This window comes from Streptomyces sp. ADMS (assembly GCF_033441795.1).
In the GTDB taxonomy this organism is placed as follows: Bacteria; Actinomycetota; Actinomycetes; order Streptomycetales; family Streptomycetaceae; genus Streptomyces.
In genome coordinates this window covers 98,237-125,122 of record NZ_JAVFVX010000003.1, presented here as the reverse complement: position 1 = coordinate 125,122, position 26,886 = coordinate 98,237, and the positions used below count along the sequence as shown (strand labels likewise).

The window sequence follows — 26,886 nt, the reverse complement described above, 5'->3', positions numbered from 1 at the left end:
TCACACCAGCAGGCGGAGGGGCTTGCTCAGCAACTCACCGACCGTGCGCAGATATTCGGCGGCGGGCGCCCCGTCGACGGCACGGTGGTCGAAGGTGAGGCTCAGCGTGAGCACCCGCGTCCGCACCGGGCGGTCGTCCACCCACTCGACGCCGTCCCTGAGCCTGCCCACCCCGAGGATCCCGACGTTGCCGGGGTTGACCACGGGGGTGAAGAAGTCGACGCCGTATCCGCCGAGCGAGGTGACGGTGAAGGTGGCCCCTTCCAGCTGTGCGGGAGAGATCCGCCCCTCGCGCGCGGCTTGGGCCAGGGCCTTCGACCGGCGGGCGATCTCAGGCAGCGGCAGCGCCACCGCGTCCTCGATCACGGGGACCATGAGGCCGCCCGGCACGGCCACCGCGAAGCCCAGGTGGACACCGTCGAGCAGGTGGATGCCGTCCTCCCGCACCGTCGCGTTGAGCAGGGGATGCTCCCGCAGGGCCAGGGCAGCGGCCTTCAGCAGGAAGTCGTTGAGGCTGGGCACCGGCAGCTCGCTGTCGGCCCACTCCTCCTTGAGCCGGTCCCGCAGGGACACCACGGCGTCCATCCGCACCTCGTAGCCGTGCGTCAGCTGGGCCATCTCCTGGAGGCTGGCGTGCATCCGGCGGGCGATGGTGCCGCGCATGCCGGTGAGCGGGAGAACGTCGCCGGGCTGAGGGACCGCGCTACGGCGAACAGGCGCCGGTGTGAGGGCGTCGAGGTCGGACCGGCGGATGCGGCCGCCCGGCCCGGTGCCGCTGACGCCGGAGAGGTCGATGCCCCGCTCCTTCGCCAGTTTGCGGACCAGCGGCGAGGAGGAGGTGTCGCCCGGCGGGACCGGCGTGACGAGGTCACCGGGGAGGGCCGCGAGGAACTCCTCCACGTCCTCGGAGACGATCCGGCCACCCGGTCCGGTGCCGCGAACCGCCGTGAGGTCGACGTCGGCGGCCACGGCGACGCGCCGGGCGTTGGGCGAGGACAGCAGACGGCCACCGGCGCCGTTGGCGGAGCGCGCCGCGCCCGCACCGTCGGCGCCGGGAGCCGTACCGGTGCCGGTGCCGGCGGTCAGGGCGCCCGCACCCGCACCGCCGCCGGTCGGGACCAGCACCGCGCCCGCACCCGCGCCGCCGCCCAGGGAAGGCAACGCGGCCGTACCCGAGCTAGACCCGGACCCGGCGGGCATCGGCGTACCCCCCGGGTCCGGTGGCTGCTCGCCTTCGGCCAGCAGCCAGCCGATGAGGGCCCCGGCGGGCACGGTCGCCCCCGCCGGAACCACGGGGTGGAACAGTCCCCCGGCCTCCGCCTCGACGTCCACGTCGACCTTGTCGGTGGCCAGCCTCAGCAGTGCGTCGCCCTCCGCCACGGCGGAGCCGGTGGGGACGAGCCATTCATCGATCGTGCCTTCCTGCATGGTCAGGCCGATCTTCGGCAGCAGAACCTCGACCGCCACGTCGGTCACGACCTTTCGAGGAGGCGCCGGCAGCCCTGGGCGATGCGGGCGCGGTCGGGCACGTACGCCTTCTCCAGGACCGGGGAGAAGGGAACCGGGGAGAAGGGGGCGCCGATGCGCAGGACCGGCGCGTCCAGGTAGTCGAAGACGACGTCCTGGATCTGGGCGGCGATCTCCGCACCGAGCCCGCCGAAGGTGACGGCCTCGTGCACCACGAGCACCCGGTTGGTGCGGCGGACGGAGGCGAACATCGTCTCGGTGTCCAGCGGCTGCACGGTCCGGGGGTCGATCACCTCGATCTGCACGCCCTCGGCGGCGAGTTCGTCGGCCGCAGCGAGTGCCTCCCCCACCATGCGGCCGAGGGCGATCACCGTGACGTCGGATCCGTGCCGCGCGGTGTGCGCCTGGCCCAGCGGGATGCCGAAGATCTCCTCGGGCACCTCGCCGGCGCTGCCGAGCAGGACCTTGTTGAGCATGATGACGACCGGGTTGTCGTCCCGGATGGCCGAGACGGTCAGGCCCTTGGCCGTGTACGCGTCGCTCGGCATCACCACCTTGAGACCGGGCACGTGGGCCAGCCAGGCCTCCAGGCTCTGGCTGTGCTGCGCGGCGGCGCCGAGGCCGGCGCCGGAGGCGGTGGTGATGGTGAGCGGCACGGACAGGGCGCCGCCGAACATGTACTTCATCTTGGCGGCCTGGTTGACGATCTGGTCGAGGCAGACGCCGATGAAGTCCATGAACATCAGGTCGACGACAGGGCGCAGACCCCGCGCTGCGGCTCCCACGCCGAGGCCGACCAGGGCGGCCTCGGAGATCGGGGTGTCGATCATGCGGCGGGGGCCGAACTCGTCGAGCAGGTTGTCGAACATGCGGAACACGCCGCCGTATCCGGCGACGTCCTCCCCGGCGACGAAGACGTTCTCGTCCTCGCGCATGGCCTGCGCGAGTCCCTCGTTGAAGGCCTTGACGTAGGTGAGTTTGCGCGTGCCGACGGCCGGCGCTTCGGTGGTGGTGGTCATGGCTGTCATCCCGAGTAGACGTTGAGCAGCAGGTCGGCGGGGTCGGGCAGCGGGCTCGCCTCGGCGTACGCGATGGCCTCGGCGATCTCGTCGCGGGTGCGCTGCCATACGTCGTCCAGCTCCGCACGGGTCGCGGTGCCGTCGGCGACCGCACGGGCCTCGATCAGGTCGATGGGGTCGCGGGTCTTCCACTCGGCGACCTCCTCGTCCGAGCGGTAGGGGTGCCGCAGGCCCTTGACGCCCTGGTGGTCGAAGAAGCGGTAGGTCTTGGCCTCGATCATCATCGGGCCCGCGCCGGACCGGGCCCGCTCGACGGCTTCGGTGGCGGCGCGGTGGACGGCGACCGCGTCCATGCCGTCGACGATCACACTGGGCATGCCGTAGGCGGCGGCCCGGTCGGCGACGTCGGTGAGCAGCATGTGTCCGGACTGCGGGGTGAACTCCGCGTAGCCGTTGTTCTCGCAGACGAAGACCACCGGCAGGCCGAGGATCGCGGCCATGTTGGCGCCTTCGTGCCAGGCGCCGATGTTGGTGGCGCCGTCTCCGAAGAAGGTGACGGCGACGCTGTCCTCGCCCTTGTAGCGGGCGGCGAAGGCGGCGCCCACGGCGATCGGGACGCCGGCCCCGACGATGCCGTTGGCGCCGAGCATGCCGCGGGTGAGGTCGTTGATGTGCATGCTGCCGCCGCGGCCGAGGCAGGCGCCGGTGACCCGGCCGTACAGCTCGGCGTACATCTCGCGGAATCCGACCCCCTTGGCGACGGCGTGTCCGTGGCCGCGGTGGGTGGAGGTGATCTGGTCGTCGTCGCGCAGGGCTGTCATGACGCCGGCGGCGACGGCTTCCTGGCCGACATACAGGTGCAGGAAGCCTGGCAGTTTGCCCGCCTCCATGAGTTTGCCCGCCTCGGTCTCGAACAGCCGGATGCGCACCATGCGCTCGTGCAGGTCCTTGCCGACCAGCGGGCTGACCTGCGGGGATTTCTTCGACGCCGTTGACGCTCGTTGAGCCATCGTCCGCCCCTTCGTCCGAGGGAGGTTGCCAAGCAATCAGACTTACTTGTGCCGGTCTACAGTAACCAGCACGGGGCACCTTACTGAACAGCGTCTCTAATTACTATGCCCTGGACCCGGGTTGCCTCCGCGCACGTCCACCAACTCCACGACGTTGCCCTCCGGATCCGCCCAGAAGCTGATCCGCCGGCCTCGCGCCAGGACGACGACCGGGTCCGACAGGGGCCGGGCGCCCGCGGCCGGCAGTGCCGCCACCACAGGGTCCAAGTCGTCGAGATGGAACGTGAGATACGCCAGCCCCGGACGCCCGGCCGACAAGGGCGCCGCATGCACGGACACCGGGGCCGACACCCGGCCCGACCGGGGAAGGACCAACTTGAGGCACCCTCCGGACGGCACCCGCAGCCACACCACCATCACCTCGCCGCCGAGCCCGGCCGGACGTCCGATCGACCTGGGTACGCGTGAGCGGTGATCGGCCCGACAGCCTATGACGTCGCAGTAGAAGCGCTCCATCAGCTTCAGGTCCCGCACCACCACACCCACCTCGAACGGCCGGGTCATGACCATCACACCCACCCCCACGGGACACCGGGCGGCGACTTCGACACTTTCTATTGACAGAGCACACTAAGTCCTGTTGTCGTTTCGGACACAACCCAGCTGTCGCGTTCAGAAGCCGGTCACCGGCTCGCGGCTGGGAGGATTGTGAGGACATCGTGGTCCAGACCAGTTCGCCGGAGATCCGGGAAGCAGGCACCGAGGGCAGGTCGCCGGTCGCGGCAGCTTCCGCTCCCTCCGTCCCCTCCGCCCCCGAGTACTCGTCGTGGATCAGCCGGGACCGGTCCACCGACGCGGCATCCGAGACGATGCGGCGGGAGGCCGCCGAGCTTGTCGAGCGGGTGATGTCGCACTACCGCGCCAACACCACGCACGAAGCGGACGGCCAGTGGACGGAACCCGTGGCCAACTACCTCGACGCCGACCGCTGGCAGCGCGAGACGGACGCCGTCCACCGGAGCGTCCCGCTGCCGCTCGCCATGTCCTGTGAGCTGCCCGGGCCGAACACCTACAAGGCGATCGACGTGCTCGGCATCCCCGTGCTGATCACCCGCGACCGGCAGGGCGCCGTACACGCGATGATCAACGCGTGCCGGCACCGTGGGGCCAAGCTCCTCGAACCCGGCTGCGGGGTGTCGAAGCGGCTCACCTGCCCGTACCACTCCTGGTCGTACGACCTGGCCGGCGAGCTGCGGGGCGTGTACGCCGAGAAGACCTTCGGTGAGGTTCCGCGCGAGGGCCGCAGCCTTGTCCGGCTCCCGGCCGGAGAACGCGCGGGGATCGTCTTCGTCTCGCTGGACCCGGCGGCCGAGCCCGACCTGGACGGCTGGCTGGGCGACCTGCTGCCGCTGCTGGAGGGCCTGCGGCTGGCGGAGTGCCACCACTACTCCACCGGCGAGCTGACCAGTCCCAACTGGAAGGTCACCCTCGACGGGTATCTGGAGACGTACCACTTCGCCTCGCTGCACCCGAAGACGGTGTTCGAGACGAACCTCTCCAACATGATGGCCCACGACACCTGGGGACCCCACCAGCGCATCGCACCGGCCCTGCGCCCCATCGCGCAGGCGGTCGACCTGCCGCCGGACCAGCGTGACCCCGGGGACTGCGTCGGGCCCATCTACTGGCTCTACCCGGGCCTCGCGATCGCCGGCGGCTGGCGGCAGAAGATCGCCGTCTCCCTGGTGCTCCCCCGCACGGCGACCGAGTCGGTGACCCAGCAGATCATCCTGTTGCGGGAACCTGCGGTCACCGACGAGGAACGCCAGGCCGCCGACCGGTTCGGCGAGTGGTTCCACGAGGTGGTCCGTGACGAGGACTACGCGACCACCTACGGAGTCCAGCAGGGTCTCAAGGCCCTCGACGGGACCGACTTCGTCTTCGGACGCAACGAGCCCGGGCTCCAGCACTTCCACCGCACCATTCACCAGCACCTGGACAGAGGCGCCACAGCAGCTCCCAGAGCCGCCAGGTGAGCAACCAACAACAATCGCGGGAGAACACCATGGTGGCTACGGGCAGCCTCGACGGACGTGTCGCGGTGATCACGGGCAGCACGCGCAGCATCGGCCGCGCCATCGCCGAGGCATTCCTGGCCGACGGCGCGACAGTCGTGGTCAGCGGCCGATCCGAGGTCAAGGGCAAGCAGGCACTGGAGGAGATGGGCGCCGGGGACCGGGCCGTCTTCCACCCCTGCGACGCCAACAGCCAGGAGGACATCGAGGGCCTCGCCGACTTCGCCGCCGATCGCTTCGGCAGACTCGACATCTGGGTCAACAACGTCGGCGGCAGCTCCGGCTTCGCCCCGATCCACCAGCTCAGCGACGAGGCGTGGCACGACGCCCTCAACCTGAACATCAACGGCTACTTCTACGGCACCCGCCGGGCGCTGGCGAAGATGCTGGCGGGCGGCTGGGGCCGCGTCATCAACATCTCCTCGGTGGAGGGCAAGCAGGCCAACAAACCCGCGATCAGCCACTACATCACCAACAAGCACGCCATCCACGGCCTGACCAAGGCGACCGCCTTCGAGTACGGCACCCAGGGCATCACCTGCAACGCCATCTGCCCCGGCGCCGTCGACACCGACCTGATGCGGGCCGCGGGTCCCGCCGCGGCGGAGGCCGAGGGCATCTCGTACGAGGAGTGGCTGGGCCGGTTCGCCGAGCATGCCGCCACCAAGCAGATCACCACAGTGGAGCAGGTCGCGGCGGTCGCCTCGCTGCTCGCGAGCGACGCCGGAGCAGGTATCACCGGCACGCTGATCAGCGTCGACGGCGGCACGGCGCAGTGGTAGGCGCGGGACGGGCAGGCGCGGGTACGGACGGCGGGAGACCTCGGTCATGAAGAGCTGGATCACGGACTGGCAGCGCAGTGAGCGGCTGCCGCACTACACCCGGGCCAACGCGGGCGAGACCCTGCCGGAGCCGGCCAGCCCGCTGGGCTGGACCCTGGTCTGGGGGCGGGGCCTGCAGGGCTGGCGGCACGGCTTCGTCGGCTTCGGCATCTACCGCGAGGAGGAGGTGGCCGGCCCCCGACCGCCCTTCGTCGGCATGTTCGGCGGCCACTTCTACCTCAACCTGTCCCACATGCGGCTGTTCGGCATCCGTATGGGCCAGACCGCGGACCAGATCGACGCGGCCTTCGTCGGGCAGCGTTCCGACACGCCGGTGTACGTGGCGCACCCGGACGACCAGGACGCGGAGCTGACCGGCAAGGCGGGAGCGACGCTCGGGCGGATGCTCGGCCAGCCCGGCTTCCCCGAGGCCGACGCCGACCGGGACCGGCTGCGCGCCCTGCGCCGCTCGCGGCCCGACCTGACGCAGCTGTCCGATGCCCAACTGGTGGCGCACGCCCGGTCGCTGCTGGACGAGGTGGAGACGACGTTCCAGCGGCACGTCGAGTCGTCGCTGCCCGCGTCCGTCGGACCGGCGATCCTCGGCCCGCTGTGCGCGAGCGTGGACCGCCCCGGCGCCATGCTCGACCTGATCGGCGGGCTCGGCGACGTCGACTCCGCCTCCCCATCGACCGGGCTGTGGACGCTGTCCCGGCAGGTGGCGGCCTCGGCCGAGCTGACCGCGCTCTTCGACCGGGATACGGCCGCGGTGGAGCAGGCGCTCGGCACCGCGACCGGGGACGTGAAGGCGTTCCGCGACTCCTTCGAGGAGTTCCTGGCGGAGTCCGGCGACCGCGGCCCCAACGAGTGGGACATCCACGCGCTGTCCTGGGAGGCGGCGCCCGTCCAGGCACTGGCCCTGGTCGACCGGATCCGGCACAGCCCCGACGACGACTCCCCGGCCGCCCGCCGGACGCGGCTCACCGAGGGGCGCGAGCGGACGGCTCGGGAGATCCGGGCCGCGCTGCCCGAGGAGACGCAGCCCGTGTTCGACGCCGGCATGCACGCCTCCCAGGTGTGGATCCCGGCCCGCGAGCGCACCAAGGCGAACTGCGTCACCGTCGTCAACGAGATCCGTATGGCCGTACGGGAGCTCGGCCGCCGCGGCGTCGAGGCGGGGCTCTTCGCCCGGCCCGAGGACGTGATGATGCTGCTGGACACCGAACTCGACGACTATGTCGCCGCCCCGGAGTCCTTCGGCCCCGTCATCGCTCAACGGCTCGACGAATACGCGGGACTGCGCGAACTGGAGCCGCCGTTCTTCGTCGCCGACGACACGCAGACCGAGATCGACACCTGGCCGCGGCGCGCCGAGGAACGTACCCCGGCGGCGGTCGAGGGCGATGTGCTCGCCGGTGTGGGCGGCAGTCACGGCACGTACACCGGCAGGGTGCGGGTGGTCACCGACCCGGCCTCGTGCGAGGCGCTGGAGCCCGGCGAGGTGCTGGTCGCGCCGATCACGGACGCGGCCTGGACCCCGCTGTTCCTGGTCGCCGGAGCGGCCGTCGTGGACGTGGGCGCGCTCAACAGCCACGCCGTGGTGGTCTGCCGTGAGCTGGGCATCCCGGCCGTGATCTCCGTCGAGGGCGGGACACGACGGCTGCGGGACGGCATGGTGATCACGGTCGACGGCGAGCGGGGCACGGTCACCGTGGACAGTGTCCCGGCACCGCTCGGAAGTTGAGTACCCCGCGGGCCCGTCGCTGCCTCCCCATCAGCGGCGGGCCCGCGGTCACGACCGCGAAAGGAAGCCGTGACTCCCGTGGCTGAGGAAATCATCGTCGCCGGCTGGATGGACTACCAGCCCGGCGACCGGAGCACGATGCTGGAGGCCCTCGTCGAGCTGGGCCGGCGTACCCGCGAGGAGGAACCCGGCTGCCTGGACTACGCGATGACCGCCGACCCCTCCGACGTAAGGCGTATCCGGGTGTACGAGCACTGGACCTCCCAGCAGGCCCTCGACGAGCACTTCACCACCCCGCACATCAAGGACTTCCGGGCGGCCGTGGCGGGGCTGACCCGGGTCGGGGTCTCCCTGACGGCCCACAGCGTCGCCGGGTCACGTCCCATGCGGTGAGAACACGCTGAAAGGCTTGAAGCGGCGCCCCCGGTCGGGGGCGCCGCTCAAGCGTTTCAGCGGGCTTCGTCCAGCCGCACCAGCATCTTGCCGACATTGCCGCCCCCGAGCAGGGACAGCAGCGCCCCCGCCGCGTTCTCCAGGCCGTCGACGACCGTCTCGCGTGCGGTGATCCGGCCCTCGGCGAGCCAGCCCGCGACCCGCCGCTCGAACTCCGGCCGCAGGTCGTCGTGGTCGCGGACGATGAAGCCGCGCAGCGTCAGCCGCTTGAGGACCGCCTGGATCAACTGGTTGATGTCCGCGGACCGCCGGTCGCCGCCGAACTGCGACATCATGCCGCACAGGGCGACCCGGCCACCGGTGCGCAGCGCGTGCAGGGCAGCGGCGAGTTGCGCGCCGCCGACGTTGTCGAAGTACACGTCGATGCCGTCGGGTGCCAGGCGGACCAGTGCGTCGCGCACCGGTTCGGCGCGGTAGTCGGCGGCGTCGTCGTAGCCGAACTCCTTCATCAGCAGGGCGCACTTGTCCGGCCCTCCGGCGGTCCCGACGACGCGGTCCGCGCCCAGCAGGCGCGCGAACTGGCCGGCGGCGGTGCCGACGGCGCCGGCCGCCGCCGAGACGAGGACGGTGTCGCCGGGGCGCAGCTCCGCGATCCGGGTCAGGCCGACGTACGCGGTGAACCCGGTCTGGCCGAGAAGGCCCAACCAGGTGGGCAGCGGGGCGAGTCGCGGGTCGATCCGGTCCGCCCCGTCGGTGTCCGGGGCATCCAGCACGGCCCGCTCCCGCCAGCCCAGCTGGTGACGGACGAAGGCACCGGGCGGCACCGAGGCGCAGCGGCTCTCCTCGACGACACCGAGGGCACGGCCGTCGAGCGGCGAGCCGGGGGCGAAGTTGTGCGTGTAGTGCTTCTCGGTGCTCTCCAGGCGCCCGCGCATGGACGGGTCGACGCTCATGTAAAGGTTGCGGACGAGCAGTTGCCCCTCCCCCAGGGGCGGCAGCGGATGTTCCTCGACGGCGAAGTCACCGGGGAGCGGTTCTCCGTCGGGTCGGCGCACCAGACAGACCACCCGGGTGGTTCGGGGCGTCACGGGTTCACTGCTCCGGCTGCGGAGGCGTACGCCGCTGGGCGAGGCGGCCGACCCAGCCGGCCATCTGGAGGTCGGCGTGGCGCAGTTCGCCCGACTGCCACCGGGCCTGGAAGTCGAAGACGCCCTGGGCCCCTGTCCCGGGGTCGGTCACCTCGACCAGTCCGTCCTCGGTGAGCCGGTACACATGCCCGGTGAGTGGGTGAATCACTTGTTTGGACATGGGGGCCTCACTCCTGCGCTCGGCGGCGTACGCCGCGCTTGGTCACGGTCACCGGGCCCTCGACCCGGAGCCGGCAGGCGAGCCGGGTCAGGCCGTCCACCGGCCTGCGCAGGGACTCGATGCCCTCGCGTTCCAGCGGGCCCACGGGGGAACAGTTCTCGGCGCCCTCCTCCACCTGGACGAAGCAGGTACGGCAGGTGCCCCTGCCGCCGCAGACGGTGGGCCAGCGGTAGCCGAGCCGCTGGGCGGCGGTGAACACGTCCTCGTCGTCGCGGACTTCGAGCTCGACGCCGGAGGGTCTGACCGCCACCCGGTGGGTCACTTGTCCATCCACTGGTCGAGCGTCCGGTTGAAGTGGCGGATGCGGCTCTCCTGGTAGTTGGCCAGGGTGATGCCCGGCTTGCGCATCGCCTTCAGGCCCTGCTGGACGTAGGGGAGGTTCTCGCAGTCCTGGTCGAAGACGGGGCCGAGGACACCCAGTTCGGGGATGTCGGCGAAGAGCATGTCCTCGGGCACCCAGCGGATCTTCGCCGGGGGCGGTGTCTCGCCGGGCTGCTTCGGGGACGACATGAAGATGATCTCGGCGGTGCAGGAGTCGGGGTCGAGCCCGTTGGGCCGGAACCGGTAGATGATGTTCGACTTGGCGCCGCCCCAGGGGTTGAAGTTGGGGAACAGCAAGTAGTTGATGGCATCAAGCAGTTCGGTGTCGGGAGTCTTCGAGAAGTCCTGCTGCGAGGTGGCCGCCAGTTGCGCGCGCATCCGCTCCGCGAGGACCTGGCGGGCGGTGCCGCCGGGCGGGATCGCCGGCAGTTCGTCGCCCTCCCGCATCACCAGGTCACGGCCCTGGGCGGCGGCGTAGAACGCGCGCGAGCCGTAGAAGGTCTCCAGGACGTCCTCCTCCGTCACGGAGTCGGCCACGTGAGGGCTGGGCGCGCCCTGGATGTTGATCATCCGGTTCCAGTTGGGCTGGTCCGCCATGACGTCGTACTGCGAGTTGGCGTCGGCGAGCCACGGCAGCATCTGCGGGTGGGTGGCGATCACATGGAAGGACTCGATGAACGCGTCCTGGGCGATCTTCCAGTTGCAGGGCAGCACCTTGCCGATGTGCAGTGACTTGTAGCGGTTCTCCAGCGGCCAGATGTAGTAGTCGTCGAAGGTTCCGCGGTAGTTGTCGAAGGACTCGGCGTACGGGTCCATGTTGATGAAGACGAAGCCGCGCCAGGTGGCCACCCGGGCCTCGGGAAGGGCGAACTTCTCCGGAGTGACGTGCGGGAAGTCCCAGGCGCAGGGCGGGGTCTGCATCGAGCCGTCGAGGTTCCAGGCGAAGCCGTGGAACGAACAGCGGAACTCGCCGACGTTGCCGCCGCTCGTGCGGAGTTTGCGTCCGCGGTGCAGGCACACGTTGACGTAGGCGCGGATCTCCTCGGGGGCCGTGCGCACGACGATGAGGGAGTCGTCGCCGATCTCGTAGACCTCGTGGTCGCCGACCTCGGGAATCTCGCTCTCCAGGCAGGCGAACTGCCAGACGCGCCGCCAGACCTGCCGCATCTCGCGTTCGGCCCACTCACGGGAGGTGAAGCGGGCGTGGTCGATGTCCTCGCTGCCGAGGTGGTCGTTCCGCTCGTACCTCAGGGCGGGGGGAACGGGGCGGCTGTCCTGGTCGAGGTAGTCCTGGACGCTGGGCCCGGGGCACCGCGCGGAGGCCGGCTCCGATGTTTCGTCCATCATCTCTCCTCCGGCAGAAACTTTATATGGAGTGTAGTTACCTGTCGCGGCCGGTAGCAACACTCCCGTCGACGAATGAGCCCGCTTCTTCCGAGGTCACCACGCGATTCGACCGTGAACCCGGAATTTCTTGCGGCGACCCTCTCCCCAAGCCCGCCGGGCCATGTCACACTCCGACCCACTTGAGGCTGTAGTGCCTCATAAGTTTCTCCGTCCCGGGACGATCTCTGCCGGTCCCGGCCCAGCACCGCGGCTTCACCGCCCCGGGGCGACACAGAATCGATCCGCCTGACCGGAGCCGACCGCAGCGGACGCGCGAGCGACGCGGGTCACGGCAACAGGCGACACACCTCGGGAGTACTCAACGATGAGTTCCAGACCCCGTCGCGCGGTCCGCCGCGCCCTCACCGCGATCGTCCCCGCCACCTCCCTGCTCGCCCTGTCGGCGTGCGGCGGCGGCACCACTCCCGCCGCCGACCCGACGCAGGCGGCGGCGCCCGGCTCCCCCGGACTGACGGCGGCCCGCGAGGCCCTGGCGAAGTACTCCGAGCGCCCGGCCACGATCTCCGTGACACAGCCCGTCGGCAAGGCGATCCCCAAGGGCAAGAAGATCGACTTCATCCTCTGCGGCGTCCAGTCCTGCAAGGACCTCGCCGACTTCTTCACCGAGGCCGCCGGAGAACTCGGCTGGCAGGTGAAGCAGATCGCCACCCAGGGCACCCCGGAGTCCGTCCAGGCGGCGTACGAGCAGGCCCTGCGCGACAAGCCGGACGCCGTCATCGCCTCCGGCTTCCCCCGTGCCGTCTACGCCAAGCAGCTCGCCCAGCTCAAGGCCGCCGGCATCCCCGTCATCCAGTCGAACGCCGACGACGTGCTGGGCGACGGCATCTCCCTGCTCAAGAACGGACCGGACGACGTCGCCGTCCAGGGGCAGATGGTCGCCTCATGGGTGGTGTCGAACAGCGACGCCAAGGCCAACACCGTCTACTTCGATCTGCCGGCCTACACGATCCTCAAACCCGTCAAGGACTCCTTCGCCGCCAAGTACGAGGAGTGGTGCGACGGCTGCGGGCTGGACAACGTCGACGTGCCGATCACCTCGGTGGGCAAGGACATGCCGGACCGCGTGGTGTCGTACCTCCGGTCGCACCCGAAGGTGACCCATGTCGTGTTCTCCCTGGGCCTGCTCAACGTGGGCGTGCCGGCCGCGCTGAAGACCGCCGGCGTCACCGGCAAGCACATCGTCGTCAACGTCGGTGACGCGCAGAACTACCAGTACATCCAGAGCGGTCTCACCGACGGCGCGATGGCGCTGAACTCCCACGAGACGGCGTGGCTCCAGGCCGACGCGCTGGCCCGGCACTTCACCGGCCAGCCCATGGATGTGGACCAGCAGGCGGCCCTGCCCAACATGCTCGTCACCAAGGACAACCTGCCCTCGGCCGACGGCGACTTCCCGATCGTCGAGGACTACCAGGCGCAGTTCAAGGCGCTGTGGGGACTGAGTTGACCGGCCCGGTACTGCGGGTGGCCGCCCTGTCGAAGAGATTCGGCGGCACCCAGGCCCTGACGGACGTCGATCTCGAAGTGGCGCCCGGCGAGATCCACGCCCTGATCGGGCCCAACGGTTCCGGCAAGTCGACCCTCATCAAGATCCTCGCCGGCTATCACCACGCGGAGCCGGGTGCGGTGGCCGAAGTCGACGGCGAGCACTTCGACCTCGGCCAGGTCACGGCTTCCCGCCACGACCGGCTCCGCTTCGTCCACCAGGAGCTGGGTCTGGTGGGCGAGTTGAGCGCCATCGACAACCTCGCCCTCAGCCACGGCTTCGCCCGCACCGCGTTCGGCAACATTTGCTGGCCGGAGATGGAGAAGCGGACGAGCGCCCTCGTCGAACGGTTCGGCCTCGGCATCGACGTACGCCGGCCCCTGGCGACGGCGACCCCCGTCCAGCGCACGGTGGTGGCCATCGCCGCCGCGCTGCAGGGCTGGCAGGGCCGCCGCGGCGTCCTGGTGCTCGACGAGCCCACCGCCGTACTTCCGCCCGGCGAGGTGGCACGCCTCTTCGACATCGTGCGGGAGGTACGCGACGCCGGCGCCGGCGTGCTGTACGTCTCGCACCGGATGGACGAGATCTTCGCGCTCGCCGACCGGGTCACCGTGATCCGCGGCGGACGCCGGATCGCCACCCGCCCGGTCTCCGGCCTCACTCCGCGCACGCTGGCGGAGCTGATGGCGGGCGAGGAGACGCAGACCCACCACAGTCCGGCATCCCCCTCCGGCTCCGCCGACCCCGTGCTGGAGGTCCGGGACCTGTGGGCCGGGCCGCTTCGGGGGATCAGCTTCGACCTGGCCAGGGGCGAGCGCCTGGGCATCACGGGCCTGGTCGGCTCCGGCCACGAGATCGTGCCGTACGCGGTGTGCGGCGCCCATGCCGGGCGGGTGAGCGGCAGGGTGCGGCTGCCGGAACGCGACGAGCGGTGGACCGAGGCACGTGACGCCGACAGCCTGGGCCTTCCCCTGGTCCCGGCGGACCGGGCGGGCGAGGGAGTGATCGGCGACTTCTCGGTCGGCGAGAACCTCACCCTGCCGCTCCTCGACCGGCTGCGCGGCCGTTCCGGGCGGCTGCGGCGACGACGCGAGTCCACCCTCGCCGAGGACTGGATCCGGCGGGTCGGCGTGGTCACGGCCGGCCGCCGTCCAGCCAGTGCCCGGATCACCACGCTGAGCGGCGGCAACCAGCAGAAGGTCGTCATGGCCCGCTGTCTGGCCCAGCGCCCTCCGGTGCTGACCCTGTGCGAACCCACGGCGGGCGTGGACATCGGCACCCGTCTGCAGCTGTACGACCTGATAGAGCGTCAGGCGGACGAGGGCATGGGCGTCATCGTGTCCTCGTCCGACACACAGGACCTGCTCGCGCTGTGCACCCGCGTCCTGGTCGTACGGGACGGACGCATCGCACGGGAGATCGGTGGCCGGGACATCACCGAGTCCGCGCTCGTGCACGCCATGGAAGGAACCGAGTGACATGAGCCCTGGAAGGAACCGGCTGACATGACGTCCATCCCGACCCGGGCGGCGGAGCTCCCGCCGTCCGCACCGGAGAGTCCCGCGGTGACCGTTCCGGGGACAGCGGTCCGACGGGCGGCGGCAGCCCTGTCGTTCCGCAACATCGGTGCCGTGTACGTATGGCTGGTCATCGTCGTGCTCTTCTCCGTGTGGGCGCCGGACACGTTCCCGACCGCCATCACGGTCAAGCAGGTACTGAACGGCAACTCCGTGGCGGGCCTGGTGGCCCTCAGTGTCGTACCGCCGCTGGCCGCACGTGTCTTCGACCTCTCGATCGCCTACACCATGTCGCTCACCAGCGTGCTGACCGCCCGTTTCCTGGTCGCCGGACTCGGGCCCGGCACGGCCATCGCCCTGGCGATGACCGCCGCGCTGCTGATCGGGGTCGTCAACGGGATCGTGGTGGTGGTCCTGCGCGTCGACTCGTTCATCGCCACCCTGGCCACCGGCGCGCTGATCCAGTCCCTGATCACCATGGTCACCAACGACAGCTCGATCACCGGTGTGCAACTGCTCGCCGAGCCGTTCGCGAGCATCGCCCAGCTGGACGCGGGCGGCATCACCCTCCCGGTGCTGTATCTGCTGCTCGCCGCCCTCGCCATCTGGTTCCTGCTCGAACACACCGCCACCGGGCGCCGGTTGTACGCGACCGGTTTCAACGCGGACGCGGCCCGGCTGCAGGGGGTGCGCACCGACCGGCTGCGCTTTCTGACCCTGGTGGCCTCCGCGCTGCTCTCCGGTTTCGCCGGCGTCGTCTTCGCGTCGGCGGTCGGCTCCGGGTCGCCGACCGCGGGCACCCCGTATCTGCTGTCGGCGTACGCCGCCGCGTTCGTCGGGGCGACCCAGTTGCGGGCGGGCCGCTTCAACGCCTGGGGCACGGTCCTCGCGGTCCTCCTGCTCGGCACGGGAGTCACGGGACTCGGACTCGCCACCAGCGCGCAGTGGGCCACGAGCCTGTTCACCGGTTCGGTCCTCATCGTGGCGCTGGTCCTCACGGGTGGCCGGATCACCCTGCCCGCCGTGCTGCGCCGCCGGACAGGGCCTCGGCCGGATATCACTACTCGCAAGGAGGTCTGACGATGAAGGCTGTTCAGTACCGGCGGGTGGGGCACTCCCCCGAGGTCGTGGAAGTACCGGTGCCCGAACCCGGCCCGGGCCAGGTTCTGCTGAAGGTGACGGCGGCGGGGCTCTGCCACTCCGATCTGGCGGTGATGGGCTGGCCCGAGGACCAGTTCCCCTACACGCTGCCGATGACACTCGGTCACGAGGGTGTCGGGACGGTGGCGGCGGTGGGCGCCGGTGTCGGCGCCCTGGCGGAGGGCGAGGCCGTGGCGGTGTACGGCCCGTGGGGCTGTGGGCGCTGCCACAAGTGCGCCGAGGGCAAGGAGAACTGCTGTCCGCACGCCGCCGGGCTCGGCATCCTGCCACCGGGCCTCGGCCGGCCCGGCGCCCTGGCCGAGTACATGCTGGTGGACTCGCCCCGCCACCTGGTGCCGCTCAACGGAGTCGACCCCGTGCAGGCCGCACCCCTCACCGACGCCGGGCTGACCCCGTACCACGCGATCAGCAGGTCGCTGCCGAAGCTGCTGCCCGGCAGCACCGCGGTGGTGATCGGAGTCGGCGGTCTGGGGCATCTCGCCGTGCAGCTGCTCCGCACGCTGACCCCGGCACGGGTCGTCGCCCTCGACCTGAGCAAGGAGAAGCTGGAGCTGGCAGCCAGGGTGGGCGCGCACGAGACGCTGCTGTCCGGCAGCGAGGCGGCCACGCGGATCCGGGAACTCACCGGCGGTACGGGCGCGGAGGTCGTCCTGGACTTCGTCGGGGCCGAGGCGACCCTGGCCGCGGCCGCCGCGTCGGTGGCGGTGGAGGGTGATGTCACCGTCGTCGGCCTCGGCGGGGGCACGCTGGCCGTGGGTTTCGGCGGCGGGCTACCGTTCGAGGTGTCGGCCTCCTTCCCCTACTGGGGCAGCCGGACGGAGCTCATGGAGGTCCTTGAGCTCGCGCGGCAGGGTCTCGTGTCCTCCCACGTCGAGACCTTCACGCTGGAACAGGCACCTGAGGCGTACGAGCGACTGCACGCCGGTGACATCAACGGCCGGGCGGTAGTGCTACCGAACGGCTGAGCCGTGCCCCGGGGAGGGCCGGCGCCCGGTTCACCGGACGCCGGCCCTCCCCGACGTACTTACCGCCCGCTCCACACAACGCCGCAGCACCGTCAGGAACTCCGGCGTCTGCCACGGGCCCACGTCCACGCGCCCGGTGTCGTCCACGCCGAGGTCCTGCATGTCGTAGCGGCCCCGGCAGTGGCCGAGGGTGAAGTAACAGACCTCGCCGAGGCCTTGGCGCCTGAGATACAGCACCGGTCGGGGCGCGCTGCCGAGAGCGACCGTGTCGCCCTCGGCGAAACCGCGGCACGGCCCCGTGTACTCGGCGTGCAGCAGCACCTCCAGCTCGCCGTGCAGTTCGCACACGTACAGCTCGTCGGTGACCGTGAACGGCCCGATCCCGGCGACCAGCGGATGGTCGGGCCGGGTCACCAGCACCTCGTACGGCTCGATCGGCGGGTGAGCCAGGAACTGGCTGCCGAGCACCTGAGCCAGTTCCCCGAGGAGCCGTGGCGTGGTGAACACCCGCGGCCCGTCGCCCGTCGACAGCTCGATCACCGAGTTGGTGCCGTGCAGGGCGAGCCAGCGCCCGCCCCGCTCGACGAACCGGGCCAGCGCGGCCCGCTGCGCCGCGCGCGGCCGGACGTCACAGGTGTAGGTGATCAGGAGGTCGGCGCGGTCGAGGGCGGCCACGCAGTCGTAGTCCTGGTACACCGTGGTGCGCACCCGCGGATACTCACCGAGCAGCTCCAGCAGCCGCAGCCGCGCGTGGTCGAAGTCGTGCCAGCGCCCGCCGCAGACGAGCACGGCGTCCAGGCGGCCGGCCGGGCCCGCCACGGCTCAGTACTGGACGCGGGTGAGCAGCCCGCCGTCCACCACGAGGTTGACGCCGACGCAGAAGGAGCCGGTCCGGCCGAGCAGGAACGCCACCGCCGCGGCCACGTCCTCCGCGGTGCCGTAGCGGCCGATCGGCAGCTTGGCGAGCACCTCCTCGTACACCTCCGGACGGCTGGTGCGGATGGTCTCCCAGGCGCCGCCGGGGAAGTCGATCGGGCCGGGCGAGACGGTGTTGACGCGGATGCCCTGCGGTGCGAGGGAGTGCGCGAGGGCCGAGGCGTGCTGGACGACGGCCGCCTTGAGCGCGGAGTACGAGTTCGCGCCGGCCGGGCGCGCGGTGTCGGAGGCGTTGGTGGTGCCGATGGCCACGACGGCTGCCCGGTCGGAGGCCTCCAGGTGGGGAAGGGCCGCCTCGACGAGTCCAGCGAACGGGATCAGGTCGCCGCGCAGGCTGGCTTCCCAGGATTCCGGCCCCTTCACGTTGCCCGCCGACACGTTCGACACCAGCAGGTCGAGTCCGCCGAGTTCACCGGCCGCCCGGTTGACGAAGCCCGCGAGCGCGGCCGGGTCGGTGACGTCGACCACTTCCGGGAACACCGTGGCTCCCTCTGCCCGCAGTTCGGCGACTGCCTTGGCCAGCCCTTCCTCGCCCCGGGCGCACAGGGCCAGTGCGCAGCCCTCGGCCGCCAGGGTCGCGGCGATCGCCCGGCCGATGCCCCGGCTCGCACCGGTCACCAGGGCCTTCGCGCCTGTCAGTCCCAGATCCATCGTCGTCACTCCTTTGTACGGGGTGTGTGGGGTGTGCGGGGTGAAACGGTCCCGGTCGCTCAGTTGCCGGGCAGCTGTGAGAAGGGAGCCCGGTCCACCCGCGGCTCCGGCGGCAGCTTCAGCACCCGTTCGCCGATCAGGTTGCGCTGGATCTGGTCGGTGCCTCCGGCCAGCCGGTAGCCGGGGGCGCCGAGCAGATGCTGGGTCCAGGCGAAGGTGCCGGGGTCACCGGTGTCGGCGCTGACGCGCGCCCCCATCAGCTCGGCGGCGACCTGGCCGGTACGGGTGAGCAGGTCGGAGGCCATGAGCTTGGTCAGCGACGCCTCAGGGCCCGGCCGGCCGCCGGCGGCGCTCGTCCTGGCGACGCGGTCCACGGTGGCAGCGCGCAGGGCGGCCCGTACGTACAGGTCGGCGAGGCGCTGGCGGACCAGCGGGTCGGAGGTGCGGCCGAGGGAGCGGGCCAGCGTGAGAACGTCCGCGAAGGTGCCGCCCTTGCGGCGGTTGCCGCTTCCGGAGGCGGTCCGTTCGAAGGCGAGGGTGGTGGTGGCGACCTCCCAGCCCTGTCCCGGGCGCCCGATCCGGAGCCGGTCCGGAACACGTACGCCGCTCAGGAACACCTCGTTGAAGGAGGCGCCGCCGCTCATCTGGCGGATGGGGCGCACCTCCACTCCGGGGGCGTCCATCGGGACCAGGAAGGCGGTGATGCCGGCCTGTTTGACGACGTCCGGGTCGGTCCGGGCGAGCAGCAGACCGTAGTCGGCGAACTGGGCGCCCGAGGTCCACACCTTCTGGCCGTCGATCACCCATGCCTCGCCGTGCTCGTCCTTCCGGGCGCGGGTGCGCACGGCGGCGAGGTCGGATCCGGCGCCTGGCTCGCTGAAGAGCTGGCAGGCCAGCAGGTCGGTACGCAGGAACGCACGGGCGTGCTCGTGGAGTTGCTCGTCCGTCCCGAACAGGGAGACGGCCATCGCGACCAGGCGCACGGTGACACTGATCAGCTCGGTGGACGGCGGTACCTCGAAGGCCGACTCCTCCTGGGCGAAGACGGCCACGTGGGCGGCGGTAAGGCCCGCGCCGCCCTTGTCCACGGGGAGGGTCAGCGCCTGGTAGCCGGCGTCGAAACGGGCCCGCTGGTAGGCGCGGCAGCGCTCCAGCAGCAGGCGTTCCTCGTCCTCGGGCAGGTTGTGGAACACGGCGAGGTCGGCGGCCTCTCCGGCGGACTCCGGCGCCCGCGCCGGTTCGAGCACGGTGGCCAGCCACTGCCAGACCTGTGTGCGCCATGCGTCCAAATCAGGCTGGGACATGGCTCCTCCTCGGATACTTACCAGATGACAGGTTCAGTAACGGCGAGTGCGATGTGGCACTCCTGGCCGCTGAACCATGCGGGAACGGCCCCATCTGGGAGCAGAGTGTTCCGTACTTTCTTGATAAACGCTACAGTCTCCGCATCTCCTCTCCCCTCGAATCGGGAGAGGCCCGCGGAGCCGCCGGAGGAGCCATGTCGCTGCTGCCACTCGACCGTCGCGCCCAGGAGACACCCGACGAGCCCGCCCTGGCGGACGACCTGGGCGTGCTGTCCTGGTCCGGCCTCGCCGGACAGGTGGCACGGGCGGCGGCCCGGCTGCTGGAGTTCGCGCCCGGCCCCGACGACCGGATCGCCGTCCTGGGTGACAACGCGATTCCGACGCTGGTGGCCCATCTGGCGGGCCTGCGCGCCGGAGTGGGGACCGTGGCCACGTCCCGGAACCTCACCTCGGGCGAGCTCGTCGACCAGATCATCGACGCGGGCGTGACCGGGATCATCGCCGGCCCCGTCGGCGCGGGTGCCGCGCTCGACGCGGCCCGGGAACTGGGTCTGCCGGTCGTGACGCACGGAACCCCGGAGACCGGGCACGCCTTCGACTGGGATCTCTGGCTGGCCTCCGCGCCCGCCGGGCGCGCCCTCCCGACGGACCGGCCCGCCCGGCCTCCGCTCGTCTACACGTCGGGAACCACCGGTCGGGCGCGCGGCACCGAGGTGCGCTGGGTGAGCGGCCCGGTCGCCGACAGCTCGGCCTACCTCGCCGCGATGTCCGCCCGGCCCGGCTTCCCGCCGGGACCGCACCTGGTGTGCGGCCCTCTGCAGCACAACGCGCCGCTGACCTCGCTGCGGCATCTGGCAGCCGGTCAGCCGGTGGTCGTCATCGGCAGATACGACGCGGAGACGTTCCTCAGCCGGGTGCAGAGGTGGCGGGTCTCCTCGACGGTGATGGTGCCCACCCACTTCCAGCGGCTGCTAGCCCTCCCGGAGGAGGTCCGCGCCCGGTACGACGTCTCCAGCCTGCGGCAGGTCTCCCACACCGGCTCCGCGTGTCCGCCGGACGTGAAGCGAGCCATGATCGACTGGTTCGGGCCGGTGCTGACCGAGTCGTACGGCGCCAGTGAAGCGGGAACCGTGGCCCGCATCGGCAGCACCGAGTGGCTGGCGCACCCGGGCTCGGTCGGGCGCGTCCGGTCCCCGTTCGAGGTCCTGGTCACCGACGACGACGGCCGGCGACTGCCGCCGGGCGAACGCGGGCTGCTGGCCTTCCGGGCACCCGCCGACCAGGGCGTCCGCTACCACGCGGACCCGGACAAGACCAGGGCCGCCTATCTCTCCCCCGGCGTCTTCACGCTCGGAGACATCGGCTACGTCGACTCGGACGGCTACATCTTCATCACCGACCGGGCCTCGGACGTCGTGGTCTCCGGCGGCGTGAACCTGTATCCGGCCGAGAGCGAGGCGGTCCTGCGGCAGCACCCGGCGGTCGCCGAGCTCGCGGTGATCGGCGTGCCCGACCCGGACTTCGGCGAGGCGCTGCGGGCGCTGGTCGTGGCGGCGGGGGACGAGCGGTCGGCCGACGATCTGGACCGGTTCTGCCGCGAGCGCCTCGCCGCCTACAAGTGCCCGAAGTCCTACGAGTTCGTTCCCGAGCTGCTGCGCAACGCGATGGGCAAGCTCGACAAGCGCGCGATGCGCCGCCCCTACTGGGGCTCGGAACGGACCATCGCCGGCTGAGCCGGCCCTCCCCTCCCTCTCTGCCCCTCTCCCGTGTACGAAGGATCGTCCATGACCGAACTTCTCCTCGTCCGGCACGGCCTCCCCGTGGCAGGCGTGTTCGACCCGGTGCTGTCGCCGGAAGGCACCGCTCAGGCAGAGCGCCTCGCCGCCTGGCTCGCGCACGAGAACCTCGACGCCCTGTACGTGAGTCCGTTCCGGCGGGCCCGTGAGACGGCGGCACCCCTGGAACGCATCACCGGCATGACCGCCACCGTCCTCGACGACCTGCGCGAGTGGGACACGGACGTGTCCCAGCCCTACACGCCACCGGAGCAGATCGGCACCGACGATCCCCGGGCGGCCGCGCTCGCCGAGGGACGCTACGAGGACTTCGTGCCCGACCTGGACCGGGACGCCTTTCGCGCTCGTGCCGTGCGGGCCATGGACACCATCCTCGACGCCCATCCCGGCGGGCGGGTGGCGGCCGTGTGCCACGGCGGCATCACCAACACCTATCTGGCGACGGTGCTCGGCCTGCCCACGATGTTCTGGTTCCACCCCGACTACACGTCCGTCAGCCGGGTGCGGCGCATGCCGGGCGGCCGGACCGTTCTGCACTCGGTCAACGAGGCAGCCCACATGATCGCCGAACGTGCCGTCGACGCGGCCGTCTGACCCCGTCCCACACCCCAGGAGGTCCCGGTCATGCCCGGATCCGTCATCGTCGCCGGAACCAGAACGCCCATCGGCAAACTGATGGGCGCCCTGAGCACCCTGTCCGCGGTCGACCTCGGCGCCCACGCCATCGGCGCGGCCCTGGCCGCCGTCCGCCTGGACCCGGCGGCCGTGCAGGCCGTCGTCATGGGTCACGTCGTACAGGCCGGGGCCGGCCCCAACCCGGCCCGGCAGGCCGCGATCGGCGCGGGCGTTCCGTTCTCCGTCCCCGCGAGCACCGTCAACAAGCTCTGCCCGTCCGGTCTGCACGCCATCGCCCTGGCCGACCTCATGATCGCCTCCGGCCGCCACGAGGTGGTCGTCGCGGGGGGCATGGAGTCCATGTCGGGCGCCCCGCACCTGCTGCGCGGATCACGCACCGGGTGGAAGTACGGATCGGGCGCGGCGGAGGACGCCCTCGACCGCGACGCCCTCGTCTGCGCGTTCGACGGTGTCTCCATGGGCGCGGCCACCGAGCGCTACCAGCAGCCGTTCGCCCTGACCCGCCAGGAACAGGACGAGTACAGCGCGCTGTCCCACCAACGGGCCGCCCACGCCCAGGAGTCGGGTGCGCTGTCGGAGGAGATCGCCCCCGTCACCGTGGCCGGACGCCGGGGCGACATGGTGGTCGACACCGACGAGGGCGTTCGGCCGGGGAGCACCGCCGAGAGCCTGGGGCGTCTGCGGCCGGCCTTCTCCGGCACGGGCACCATCACCGCGGGCAACTCCTCACAGCTCTCTGACGGCGCCGCGGCCGTCGTCATGATGAGCGCGGAGCGAGCCCGCTGGGAGGGCCTGACGCCGCTGGCCGAGATCGGCGCCTACGGCACGGTCGCGGGCCCCGATCCCTCTCTGCTCGTCCAGCCGGCCGGCGCGGTCCGCGACGCCCTGTCCCGCGACGGCCGGCTGAAGGCCGCCGACCTGGACCTGTTCGAGATCAACGAGGCGTTCGCCGGCGTGGCCCTGGCTTCCGTACGGGACCTGGACATCCCCCTGGACAAGATGAACGTCAACGGCGGAGCGATCGCGCTCGGGCACCCGGTCGGCATGACCGGAGCCCGGCTGGTGCTGACTCTCGCGGCTGAACTGCGGCGGCGCGGAGGCGGCAGCGGAGCGGCGGCCCTGTGCGGGGGCGGCGGCCAGGGCGACGCACTGCTGCTGCACGTACCGACGCAGGCCTGAACCCCGGAGCTGAACCCACGATGAACGACCGACTGCCGCAGGCCGGTACGACCCTCGTCGTCGCGACCCGCACCCTCGCCGCCGATGACGTCGTCTCCCTCACCCTGCGCCGCCCCGACGGCGGAGTGCTCCCCGTCTGGACACCGGGCGCCCACATCGACGTAATCCTGGAGGGCGACGAGGGCGAGCTGATCCGTCAGTACTCCCTGTGCGGAGACCCGGCCGAACCCGGGGCCTGGCGGATCGCCGTGCTGCGCGAGCCGCAGGGCCGTGGCGGCTCGGCGTACGTCCACGACCGGCTGCACGAGGGCGCCACCGTGCAGGTTCGCGGACCGCGGAACAACTTCCCGCTCCGGCCCGCCGCACGCCATCTGTTCATCGCCGGCGGCGTCGGCATCACGCCCATCCTTCCCATGGTCGAGGCCGCCGAGGCGGCGGGAGCCGACTGGCGTCTGCTGTACGGGGGCCGCACCCGGACCTCCATGGCGTTCCTGGACCGCCTCGCCCTGTACGGGGACCGTGTCCTCGTCCGTCCCCAGGACGAGTACGGCCTGCTGGACCTCGCCGCCCACCTCGGTGTGCCCGAGAGGGACACCCTGGTGCACGCCTGCGGTCCCGAACCCCTGCTGCACGCGGTGCGGGAGCGGTGCGCGGGCTGGCCCCCGGGCGCTCTGGGCGTGGAGCGGTTCACTCCGGCCCGGACCGCCGAGGCCGGCGCCCCGGCCGAGGCCTTCGAGGTGGAGCTCGCCCGTTCCGGACTCACCCTCACCGTGCCGGCGGACCGCTCGGTGCTCGAAACCGTGGAGGAGGCCGGAATTGCGGTCGACTTCTCCTGCCGGGAAGGCACGTGCGGCACCTGCGAGACCGACGTGCTCGACGGCAGACCCGACCACCGCGACTCACTGCTGACCGAGGACGAGCGGGCGGCGGGCGACACCATGCTCATCTGCGTCTCCCGCTCATGCGGGCCGCGCCTGGTCCTCGATCTGTGACGGTCGCCCATGTCCTGAGGGGACTTGAGGCCGCCGGCCTGCGCAGTGCCGGACTCTCCCCACCGCGCCTCGCGCGGGAGGCGGTCGGAGAGTACGCGGAGAAGGTCGCGCCTCTCCTCGACCGACGGAACCTTTCCTGACCCAACTCCGCCTCAAGCCCTGCACACAGGGAACTTGCCGCCCGTCATCGCGAAGGCCGCGCCGGGCCCGGAGCAGCTTCCTCGTGACGCGTCGGTATCGGCGACGGCGTCCTGGGGCACGGTGGCAGTGCTCCCGGCGCCGGACGCAGGAGCGTGCGCGGCAGATGTCGGCCCGGCGCAGGTCGTACGGTCACTTCGCCGGCGCCAGGACGGGTTCGCCGTCGATGGCCGGCGGAGATGGGCCCTGGTGCCGGGGCGCGTCGTCGCCCCGGCACCGCCGCGTCACTCCTCGTCGCGCAGCCGGGCTGCCAGGGAGACCAGCGGTTCGGTCTCCTCGGTGTGGCCCAGGGCGGTCAGGCGGGAGACCGCAGCGTCGAGGCGGGTGAGAGCGGGGGCGGGGCGTTCCAGGTAGATGCCCTCCACGGCACCCGCGAGGCGGACGCACTCGGCCCACTCGCCGGCGCGGTCCGCGTCCCTTCCCGGCTCGCCGAGCAGGTCGAGGGCCTTCGCCAGTGCGGCAAGGGCGTCCTCGTACTCGCCGGCGTGGGCGTTGACCCGCCCGTGTTCGTAGGCCAGGGCGGTGTCCAGGGAGCGGCCGTGGGCGTCGTACGCGGCGGCGCGCGCCTCGTCGGCGATCCGTCCGGCGTCGGCGAGGAAGGCGCGGGCGTCGGCCAGGCCGTCGGGGCCCTGCTGCTGGGCCTGGAGGCGGGCGAGTTCACGCAGGCAGCTGCCGAGCTGCTCGTAGCGCGGGGCCCGGGCATGGGCAGCGAGTGCCTGGTCCGCGGCCTCGCGGGCCCGGCCGAACTCGCCGAACTCACCGAGGAGTACGGCCGTCTCCGCCGCGATCATGGCGTGGCTTCCCGGGTCGTCGTCCCAGCCGGCCGACTCGGCCGCGAGGGCGACGAACTCCGCTGTGGCTGCCTTGAGGTCCTCACCCGCGTGCAGTGCGCGGGCGCGGGTCAGGCGCAGCTGAGCGACGAGCCGGTCGTCCAACTCTCCGGCGGCGACGTCCGGTTCCGCCAGCAGGGAGTCGAGCAGAGCGATGCAGTCCTCGACGCGGCCCAGGTCGAGGCTGAGCTGAGCCGCGTTGCTGTACGCGCAGAAGGCGTCCGTCCGGCTGCCGCGGCGAAGCTCCAGCTCCGCGGAGCGCGTCAGGTGCCGCAGGGCCTCGTCGGGGCGGCCCAGATGCATGCAGGCCTCGGCCAGATCACCGTGAAGGCGGGTGGTGTCGACCGCGTCGGCCGGCCAGTCGGCGGCCAGCCGCAGGCCTTCGGTCAGGTCGGCATGCGCGGCCTGCGCGTCCCTGAGGCCGAGCTGGAGCCGGCCGCGCAGTCCCAGGGTGCGGGGCAGGTGCCAGGCGGGGCCGTGCGTTCTCAGCCGGTCGAGGAGGGCGTCGATCTCGGTGACCGCGGCGGGCAGGTCACCGGAGAGGGCGTATGTGCTGGTTCGCAGCAGCAGAGCGCCGGATATCTGACCGACGACGTCGTGCCGGGTGGCGAAGGTGTGCAGCAGGTCCGCCTCGGCGAAGACCGGCGCGACGTGCTCCTCACTGCCCGAGGTCTGCAGGCGCAGGCCGAGGGCGGTCGCCCGCAGCCGCAGCAGGCGGGCCTCCTGATGGGGAGCGAGGCCGGGGGTCTCCTCGTGCAGGCGGACCATGGAGGCGTGGGCGGCGGTCAGCGCGGCGGCCTTCGCCTCGGCTGCGCCCGCGCCCTCGGCCGGGATCTCGGCGGTGGCGAACAGGGCGCAGGCACGGGCGAGCGCCGCGTACCCGGGCGCTCCGGCGTCGTCGCACAGGGCCGCGGCCTCCTCGTGGAGGGCGGCGGCGTCGGCGAACTCGTCCTTCTCACCCACCCGGTTCGCCTCCTCGGCCAGCAGGTCCGCGCGCAGTTGCACGAGGGGGCCCACGGCCGGGTCGTCGGGGTGGGCGTACTCGCGGGCGGCGACGAGCGTGCGCAGCCGCGCCCAGCAGGCCCCCGAGTCCGGGTGCCCCTGCTCCTCCAGCGTCCTCGCCCGGAGGATGAGTTCGGGCAGTGAGTCGGGGACGGCGGCGGCGGGTGCGGCGACCGGTGCGGCCGCCGCCACCTCGTCGAGGCCGCGGGTGCGCAGGGTCAGCTCCAGCGCGTCCAGAAGCGGGGTACGGTCGAGGCGGGCCCTGCGGCGGTCGGACTGGGCGGTGGTTCCGTTGCGGGCGTCGAAGCGGGCGGCCAGGTCGTCTGCGCGGCCCTGCACCTCGGCGCGCAGACCTGCCGCCGTCCAGGTCCGGCCCGCGTACCCGGCGGCGGGCAGTTCGCCACGGCCGAGGAGCTCGACGCGCTGGAGGAGGACCTCCACGCCGGTGAGGAAGCCGAGCAGGTCCAGCGGCGAGTCCACCTCGTCGAACAGGTTCCGGTTCTCGGCGAGCAGTTCCAGGCCGCGTGCCTCGTTGCCCGTCAGCGCGCAGAACTCCAGGTGCCGGCCGACCTCCTGGGCCATCGAGGGGTTACGGCGGCAGCCGCGGT

The 26,886-nt window shown here is 71.8% G+C and carries 24 protein-coding genes; 12 read left to right on the top strand and 12 right to left on the bottom strand.

Annotated features, from left to right (window positions below):
* The 4 genes from RB628_RS02310 to RB628_RS02295 all read right to left on the bottom strand — a co-directional run bounded on the left by RB628_RS02310 (position 1) and on the right by RB628_RS02295 (position 4,060).
* Entirely contained in the window at positions 1-1,476 is a 1,476-nt protein-coding gene (locus RB628_RS02310; protein ID WP_318318536.1) for a dihydrolipoamide acetyltransferase family protein, read from the bottom strand.
* The gene (locus RB628_RS02305) at positions 1,473-2,486 is read right to left on the bottom strand and encodes an alpha-ketoacid dehydrogenase subunit beta (protein WP_318318535.1); all 1,014 of its coding nucleotides are present in this window, start codon (positions 2,484-2,486) and stop codon (positions 1,473-1,475) included. Before RB628_RS02305 ends, RB628_RS02310 begins: the two co-directional genes overlap by 4 nt.
* 5 nt (positions 2,487-2,491) lie before the next feature.
* Entirely contained in the window at positions 2,492-3,496 is a 1,005-nt protein-coding gene (locus RB628_RS02300; RefSeq protein WP_318318534.1) for a thiamine pyrophosphate-dependent dehydrogenase E1 component subunit alpha, read from the bottom strand.
* Between the two features lie 96 nt (positions 3,497-3,592).
* Positions 3,593-4,060, bottom strand: coding sequence for a VOC family protein (locus tag RB628_RS02295; protein ID WP_318318533.1), 468 nt, complete (start codon positions 4,058-4,060; stop codon positions 3,593-3,595).
* A 155-nt stretch (positions 4,061-4,215) separates the two neighbouring features.
* Between RB628_RS02295 and RB628_RS02290 the strand changes: the two genes are divergently transcribed.
* The 4 genes from RB628_RS02290 (at position 4,216) to RB628_RS02275 (ending at position 8,529) form a co-directional block, all read left to right on the top strand.
* Positions 4,216-5,532, top strand: a complete 1,317-nt coding sequence (locus RB628_RS02290; RefSeq protein WP_318318532.1) for an aromatic ring-hydroxylating dioxygenase subunit alpha — start codon at positions 4,216-4,218, stop codon at positions 5,530-5,532.
* 29 nt (positions 5,533-5,561) lie between these two features.
* A complete protein-coding gene (locus RB628_RS02285; RefSeq protein ID WP_318318531.1) occupies positions 5,562-6,353 on the top strand; it encodes an SDR family NAD(P)-dependent oxidoreductase in 792 nt (263 codons plus the stop codon).
* A 46-nt stretch (positions 6,354-6,399) separates the two neighbouring features.
* Entirely contained in the window at positions 6,400-8,136 is a 1,737-nt protein-coding gene (locus RB628_RS02280; RefSeq protein ID WP_318318530.1) for a PEP-utilizing enzyme, read from the top strand.
* 78 nt (positions 8,137-8,214) lie between these two features.
* The gene (locus tag RB628_RS02275) at positions 8,215-8,529 is read left to right on the top strand and encodes a putative quinol monooxygenase (protein ID WP_318318529.1); all 315 of its coding nucleotides are present in this window, start codon (positions 8,215-8,217) and stop codon (positions 8,527-8,529) included.
* A gap of 56 nt (positions 8,530-8,585) precedes the next feature.
* Here the strand turns inward: RB628_RS02275 and RB628_RS02270 are convergent, their stop codons facing one another.
* Genes RB628_RS02270 through RB628_RS02255 form a run of 4 tightly spaced genes read right to left on the bottom strand, consistent with a single transcriptional unit; the run spans position 8,586 to position 11,562 of the window.
* The gene (locus tag RB628_RS02270; RefSeq protein WP_318318528.1) at positions 8,586-9,617 is read right to left on the bottom strand and encodes an NADP-dependent oxidoreductase; all 1,032 of its coding nucleotides are present in this window, start codon (positions 9,615-9,617) and stop codon (positions 8,586-8,588) included.
* A 4-nt stretch (positions 9,618-9,621) separates the two neighbouring features.
* Positions 9,622-9,837: a transposase gene (locus RB628_RS02265; protein ID WP_189149160.1), complete on the bottom strand. Its 216-nt coding sequence runs from the start codon at positions 9,835-9,837 to the stop codon at positions 9,622-9,624.
* Between the two features lie 7 nt (positions 9,838-9,844).
* Positions 9,845-10,171 carry a 2Fe-2S iron-sulfur cluster binding domain-containing protein gene (locus RB628_RS02260; RefSeq protein ID WP_318318527.1) on the bottom strand — a complete coding sequence of 109 codons (327 nt, stop codon included), beginning with the start codon at positions 10,169-10,171 and terminating at the stop codon, positions 9,845-9,847.
* The gene (locus RB628_RS02255; protein WP_318318526.1) at positions 10,156-11,562 is read right to left on the bottom strand and encodes an aromatic ring-hydroxylating dioxygenase subunit alpha; all 1,407 of its coding nucleotides are present in this window, start codon (positions 11,560-11,562) and stop codon (positions 10,156-10,158) included. Before RB628_RS02255 ends, RB628_RS02260 begins: the two co-directional genes overlap by 16 nt.
* A 367-nt stretch (positions 11,563-11,929) precedes the next feature.
* Between RB628_RS02255 and RB628_RS02250 the strand changes: the two genes are divergently transcribed.
* From RB628_RS02250 to RB628_RS02235, 4 genes are read left to right on the top strand one after another with little or no spacing between them, the layout of a single operon-like run.
* On the top strand, positions 11,930-13,072 hold the full coding sequence (locus RB628_RS02250; RefSeq protein ID WP_318318525.1) for a sugar ABC transporter substrate-binding protein: 1,143 nt from the start codon (positions 11,930-11,932) through the stop codon (positions 13,070-13,072).
* The gene (locus tag RB628_RS02245) at positions 13,069-14,589 is read left to right on the top strand and encodes a sugar ABC transporter ATP-binding protein (RefSeq protein WP_318318524.1); all 1,521 of its coding nucleotides are present in this window, start codon (positions 13,069-13,071) and stop codon (positions 14,587-14,589) included. The genes RB628_RS02250 and RB628_RS02245 overlap by 4 nt, the downstream gene beginning before the upstream one ends.
* Positions 14,590-14,616: 27 nt before the next feature.
* Complete coding sequence (locus RB628_RS02240; RefSeq protein WP_318318523.1) at positions 14,617-15,708, top strand: ABC transporter permease; 1,092 nt, start codon at positions 14,617-14,619, stop codon at positions 15,706-15,708.
* Positions 15,709-15,710: 2 nt separating this feature from the next.
* Positions 15,711-16,754 (top strand): NAD(P)-dependent alcohol dehydrogenase, encoded by a 1,044-nt coding sequence (locus tag RB628_RS02235; RefSeq protein WP_318318522.1) that lies wholly within the window; start codon positions 15,711-15,713, stop codon positions 16,752-16,754.
* Between the two features lie 30 nt (positions 16,755-16,784).
* On the opposite strand, the gene RB628_RS02230 is transcribed toward RB628_RS02235, so the two are convergent.
* The 3 genes from RB628_RS02230 to RB628_RS02220 are packed head-to-tail and all read right to left on the bottom strand — an operon-like array spanning position 16,785 to position 19,645.
* Entirely contained in the window at positions 16,785-17,573 is a 789-nt protein-coding gene (locus RB628_RS02230) for a ThuA domain-containing protein (RefSeq protein WP_318318521.1), read from the bottom strand.
* Between the two features lie 3 nt (positions 17,574-17,576).
* Positions 17,577-18,341, bottom strand: a complete 765-nt coding sequence (locus RB628_RS02225; RefSeq protein ID WP_318318520.1) for an SDR family NAD(P)-dependent oxidoreductase — start codon at positions 18,339-18,341, stop codon at positions 17,577-17,579.
* 59 nt (positions 18,342-18,400) lie between these two features.
* Complete coding sequence (locus RB628_RS02220; protein WP_318318519.1) at positions 18,401-19,645, bottom strand: acyl-CoA dehydrogenase family protein; 1,245 nt, start codon at positions 19,643-19,645, stop codon at positions 18,401-18,403.
* 194 nt (positions 19,646-19,839) lie between these two features.
* Here RB628_RS02220 and RB628_RS02215 point away from each other — a divergent pair, with 194 nt between their 5' ends.
* From RB628_RS02215 to RB628_RS02200, 4 genes are read left to right on the top strand one after another with little or no spacing between them, the layout of a single operon-like run.
* Positions 19,840-21,378, top strand: coding sequence for an AMP-binding protein (locus RB628_RS02215; protein ID WP_318318518.1), 1,539 nt, complete (start codon positions 19,840-19,842; stop codon positions 21,376-21,378).
* 51 nt (positions 21,379-21,429) lie between these two features.
* The gene (locus RB628_RS02210; protein WP_318318517.1) at positions 21,430-22,035 is read left to right on the top strand and encodes a histidine phosphatase family protein; all 606 of its coding nucleotides are present in this window, start codon (positions 21,430-21,432) and stop codon (positions 22,033-22,035) included.
* A gap of 30 nt (positions 22,036-22,065) precedes the next feature.
* Positions 22,066-23,256, top strand: coding sequence for an acetyl-CoA C-acyltransferase (locus RB628_RS02205; protein ID WP_318318516.1), 1,191 nt, complete (start codon positions 22,066-22,068; stop codon positions 23,254-23,256).
* 20 nt (positions 23,257-23,276) lie between these two features.
* Positions 23,277-24,248, top strand: coding sequence for a PDR/VanB family oxidoreductase (locus RB628_RS02200; RefSeq protein WP_318318515.1), 972 nt, complete (start codon positions 23,277-23,279; stop codon positions 24,246-24,248).
* Between the two features lie 422 nt (positions 24,249-24,670).
* Here RB628_RS02200 and RB628_RS02195 read toward each other — a convergent pair whose 3' ends face one another.
* Complete coding sequence (locus RB628_RS02195) at positions 24,671-26,860, bottom strand: hypothetical protein (protein ID WP_318318514.1); 2,190 nt, start codon at positions 26,858-26,860, stop codon at positions 24,671-24,673.
* Between the last annotated feature and the right edge of the window lie 26 nt (positions 26,861-26,886).